General features: G+C 62.7%; 5 protein-coding genes and 1 pseudogene. 3 read left to right on the top strand and 3 right to left on the bottom strand.

Annotated elements, in window-relative coordinates:
• Window positions 1-163 precede the first annotated feature (163 nt).
• Window positions 164-412 (bottom strand): hypothetical protein, encoded by a 249-nt coding sequence (locus VIM95_RS22120; protein WP_331990086.1) that lies wholly within the window; start codon window positions 410-412, stop codon window positions 164-166.
• Window positions 413-610: 198 nt separating this feature from the next.
• Between VIM95_RS22120 and VIM95_RS22115 the strand changes: the two genes are divergently transcribed.
• Window positions 611-1,009: a VOC family protein gene (locus VIM95_RS22115; protein WP_331990084.1), complete on the top strand. Its 399-nt coding sequence runs from the start codon at window positions 611-613 to the stop codon at window positions 1,007-1,009.
• Window positions 1,010-1,017: 8 nt separating this feature from the next.
• Here the strand turns inward: VIM95_RS22115 and VIM95_RS22110 are convergent, their stop codons facing one another.
• Complete coding sequence (locus VIM95_RS22110; protein ID WP_331990082.1) at window positions 1,018-1,638, bottom strand: LysE family translocator; 621 nt, start codon at window positions 1,636-1,638, stop codon at window positions 1,018-1,020.
• A gap of 131 nt (window positions 1,639-1,769) precedes the next feature.
• Between VIM95_RS22110 and VIM95_RS22105 the strand changes: the two genes are divergently transcribed.
• On the top strand, window positions 1,770-2,234 hold the full coding sequence (locus VIM95_RS22105; RefSeq protein ID WP_331990079.1) for an Lrp/AsnC family transcriptional regulator: 465 nt from the start codon (window positions 1,770-1,772) through the stop codon (window positions 2,232-2,234).
• Window positions 2,235-2,299: 65 nt separating this feature from the next.
• Here VIM95_RS22105 and VIM95_RS22100 read toward each other — a convergent pair whose 3' ends face one another.
• Window positions 2,300-2,782 carry a PEP-CTERM sorting domain-containing protein gene (locus tag VIM95_RS22100; protein WP_331990077.1) on the bottom strand — a complete coding sequence of 161 codons (483 nt, stop codon included), beginning with the start codon at window positions 2,780-2,782 and terminating at the stop codon, window positions 2,300-2,302.
• 575 nt (window positions 2,783-3,357) lie between these two features.
• Here VIM95_RS22100 and VIM95_RS23435 point away from each other — a divergent pair.
• Window positions 3,358-3,564, top strand: a pseudogene (locus VIM95_RS23435) (hypothetical protein); the annotation flags it as partial.

Here is a 3,564-nt window from a genome sequence, read left to right as displayed (position 1 = left end):
GTGCTACCGCTGCTGTTCGTGCTGTCGGTACCACCGCCACTGCAGTTGACAATGGAAAAGGCCCCCAGGGCCGAGATCGCACCAATGGCGCGACGACGGTTCAGCGAGAGTGCGTTATCGGGAAACTTGGACATATTGTTCTCCGGCTCGGGCAAACAGGGGCTCACTTGGCGCCGGACGGCGGAGGTGGCGCGTCCTTGAAGTCCGGCACAAAGGCCAACTGGCAGGTTCCCTTGAGCACGCGGCCGTCCGGGGTGGTGATCTGGGTGGCCGTACCCACCGCCTTGCCGGCACAACTGGCGGTATCGATAGGGGGCGGACCGGGCGGGCGGCCGCCCTGCGGCGGGTTGTCAGCCAGGGCAAGGCTGGTAGCGCCGATGAGGGCAAGCAAAAGTGCAATCTTGGTGTGCATGGCAGGGTTCCTGGAAAAGGTGCGGCCAGCATCGCAGCCCCAGCGCGGGCCGGACAAGACGCCCAGGAGGCGGAATTGTTTCCAGGTTTGACCGCAAAAAATGCCCACGTCGCGGCTTTGCGCCCACGAAGGTAAAAATGTATTTCCGCTCGCTTACAATTCTTGCAATTGACTTACCCCACCCGCCCCGGACGACCCATGCTCCACCACCTCTCCTTCGGCGTCGCCGACATCGACCGCGCAGCTGCCTTCTACGATGCCACCCTCGCGGCACTGGGCTACGGCCGGGTCTGGGAGGACATCGAAGACGGTGAACCGGATTCTGCCGTGGGCTATGGGCTGGAGACCGGCAAGGATCTCTTTGCCATCAAGCAGCGCGGTACGGCCGCCAGCCCACCCGGCGCCGGTTTTCACCTGGCCTTTACCGCCCCAAGCCGCGAGGCGGTGGACCGCTTCCATACCGCCGCCCTGGCCCATGGCGGGCAGGACAATGGTGCACCCGGCCTGCGGCCTGACTATGGTCCGCACTACTATGCCGCCTTTGTGATCGACCCCGACGGGTACCGGATTGAGGCCGTCATCAACCGCGCCCCCTGAACCAGGCCTTACGCCCCGGCCAGCCGCGCCAGCTGCCAGCCGGCAAAGCCCAGCAGGACCAAGGCCGCCAGACGGTTGATGGCAAGCAGCCATGCGGCCGTGATGCGCTCACGCAGCACGGCCATGCCCAAAGCCAATAACAGCCACCAGGCCGCCGAACCCAAGGCCACACCCAGCACCATGGTGCCGGCGGCCGGACCGTCGTTCGCCATGCCGCCGCCCAAGCCGGCAAAGATGGCGACAAAGCTCAGTATGGTCATGGGGTTGCTCAGCGTGAGCGCCAGCACCGAACCATAGGCCGCCCAGGCACCGGGCCGCTCACCGGCGGCTGCGGGCTTTGCTGCCGCACCGCCACGCCAGAGCTGCCAAGCCATCCAGGCCAGGAACAACGCACCGGCAGCAGCCAGCGGCTGCGCCAGCGCAACGAAGACCGCCGTCACGCCCACCATACCAAAGGCCCCCAGCGCACCGTAGAGCGCATCGGCACTGGCCGCGCCCAACCCGCTGACAAAACCGATACGCGGCCCGTGCTGCAAGGTACGCTGCATGCACAACAAACCGATCGGCCCCACCGGGGCCGCAATAGATAGACCCATCAGTACCGACCGGCCCAGCAAGGCGAAATCCATCTCACCACTCCCCTCAAAACGATGCACACAGTGTGCGCCGGGGAACGTGGCGCGTATTTAGGCAAACAAAGGAAGAATGCCGATCTAACCTAAGCTATTCTGGCGAAACGAGCCAATTGCATAGGATTTTTATGGAACTCGACGCCAAATCCTGGAAGATCCTGCAAGCGGTGCAGGCGGATGGACGTATTTCGCTGACCGAGCTGGCCAGCAAGGTAGCGCTCTCGGTGCCGGCTACTTCGGAGCGGCTCAAACGGCTGGAAGAGGCTGGAGTGATCCAGGGCTACCGGGCGGTGGTATCCCCCGAGCAGGCCGGCTACGGCGTGATGGCGCTGATCGGCATCACCACCGGCCAGCCGGGCAAGGCCAAGTTCATCGCCAAGCTGCAGACCCTGCCTGAGGTGCTCGAATGCCTGCATGTCACCGGGCAGGATTCCTACATCCTCAAGGTGGTCACGCGCGATATCCGCCACCTGGAGCAATTCGTTGGCAGCATCAATCAATACGGCGAGACACGGACCTCGATCGTAATGTCCGAACCCATCCCCTTGCGGGCGGTCGCCCAGCCCCAAGGGGCCGGCAAGCGCGAAGGTTGAGACAGGAAAACAGGGGAGAGGCAGTACCCTACCGGCCCGCCCCAGCCTATCTCCCTGAGCATGCGCTAGCCTTGTCGTGGACGCTTTCTACTGGTAGCCAGCAAGCCGAGCGCAGCCACGCCGAGTAGCGCGAGCAAGCCAGGCTCCGGTACCGCCAGTATCACCGCGTTATTCTCAGGTGGCAGCACCGCGGCCTCGACAAAGGTCGGCAGGCTGTCGCCCGGGTCATCGTCTGGCGGCAGCAGGTCAAGCAGCACGGCCTTGAGCGGCGGCACACCCTGCGGCGGCGGGCCTTGATCCGGGCTGGGTGGTGGGACTTTGGGGCCGCCATGTGGCGGTGCGGGAGGGCCGTCGCCACCGGCTCCGGCGCCACCAGAACCACCGCTTGGGCCGCCACCACCGGCTTGGCTACCGCCGGAAGAGCCATTGCTGCCAGCAGCAGGCGGCCCCGCTGGCGCGGGCGGCGGGTCGGAAAACTTGGGTGGGAACGGCGGCAGGGCGGGAAGCGTGGTGCCGTCCCCGTCTATCCAGGCAATGTTGACCTGCATAGGCGGCAGCGCGAACGGGCTACTGCCCTGCGTTTGGCCGGTAAGATAATTTTCGCAGCCGCCACAATCCTGAATGCGGGTCGAGGTAAGGTAGGAACCTCGTTGCGCAGCAACACTCGAGAGCGAGACACCAGCTAGCATTGCAATCACAAGATATTGCAATTTCATCATAGACCCTTTCGCACTATATGAAGCGGAAGCAGGGACGCACGACATTACAAAATCAAAAAACTGCTTAAAAATCAATAATTTATAAATTATCCGCCAGTACAATACTGCTATTTTGTCATTGCCCCTTAGGCACCATAGAAACGCAAACGGGGATGTACGACATTGCAAGCATAAATCAAACCACTTTATATAAATCAATAACTTACAAAATCACCGACAGTGCACTGTCAGCTATTCCGACACGCCAAACACCCACCGCCGCAACTTGACCGCGCTCCGCACCGCCCCTTAGCATGAGTCCCATGCACCGCCCTCTCCCCTCCCTCGCTCGCAAGGCACTGGCTTGTTGTCCGCAACGGCCTGGGGAGGGTTGCGTTTAGCAGACCGGCAATACCACTTTCCTCATGGCCGCAGCGTCGCAAGACCTGCGGCCATTTTCATTCTGGAGCTCCCCTTTGGCCCTGTATCTCTACGACACCTACACGCGCAGCCTGCGCGAGTTCCAGCCCCTACGGACCGATGAGGTAGGGCTCTATTGCTGCGGCCCGACGGTCTACGACTACGCCCATATCGGCAACCTACGCACCTATGTGTTCGAGGACCTGCTGCGC

The sequence above is a fragment of the Chitinimonas sp. genome, assembly GCF_036568685.1.
In the GTDB taxonomy this organism is placed as follows: Bacteria; Pseudomonadota; Gammaproteobacteria; order Burkholderiales; family Chitinimonadaceae; genus Chitinimonas.
This window is presented reverse-complemented; position numbering and strand designations above follow the sequence as displayed.

Coding starts and splice junctions, on each gene's coding strand:
- VIM95_RS22120 (WP_331990086.1), bottom strand. CDS start 412: ATGCACACCAAGATTGCACTTTTGCTTGCCCTCATCGGCGCTACCAGC.
- VIM95_RS22115 (WP_331990084.1), top strand. CDS start 611: ATGCTCCACCACCTCTCCTTCGGCGTCGCCGACATCGACCGCGCAGCT.
- VIM95_RS22110 (WP_331990082.1), bottom strand. CDS start 1,638: ATGGATTTCGCCTTGCTGGGCCGGTCGGTACTGATGGGTCTATCTATT.
- VIM95_RS22105 (WP_331990079.1), top strand. CDS start 1,770: ATGGAACTCGACGCCAAATCCTGGAAGATCCTGCAAGCGGTGCAGGCG.
- VIM95_RS22100 (WP_331990077.1), bottom strand. CDS start 2,782: ATGCAGGTCAACATTGCCTGGATAGACGGGGACGGCACCACGCTTCCC.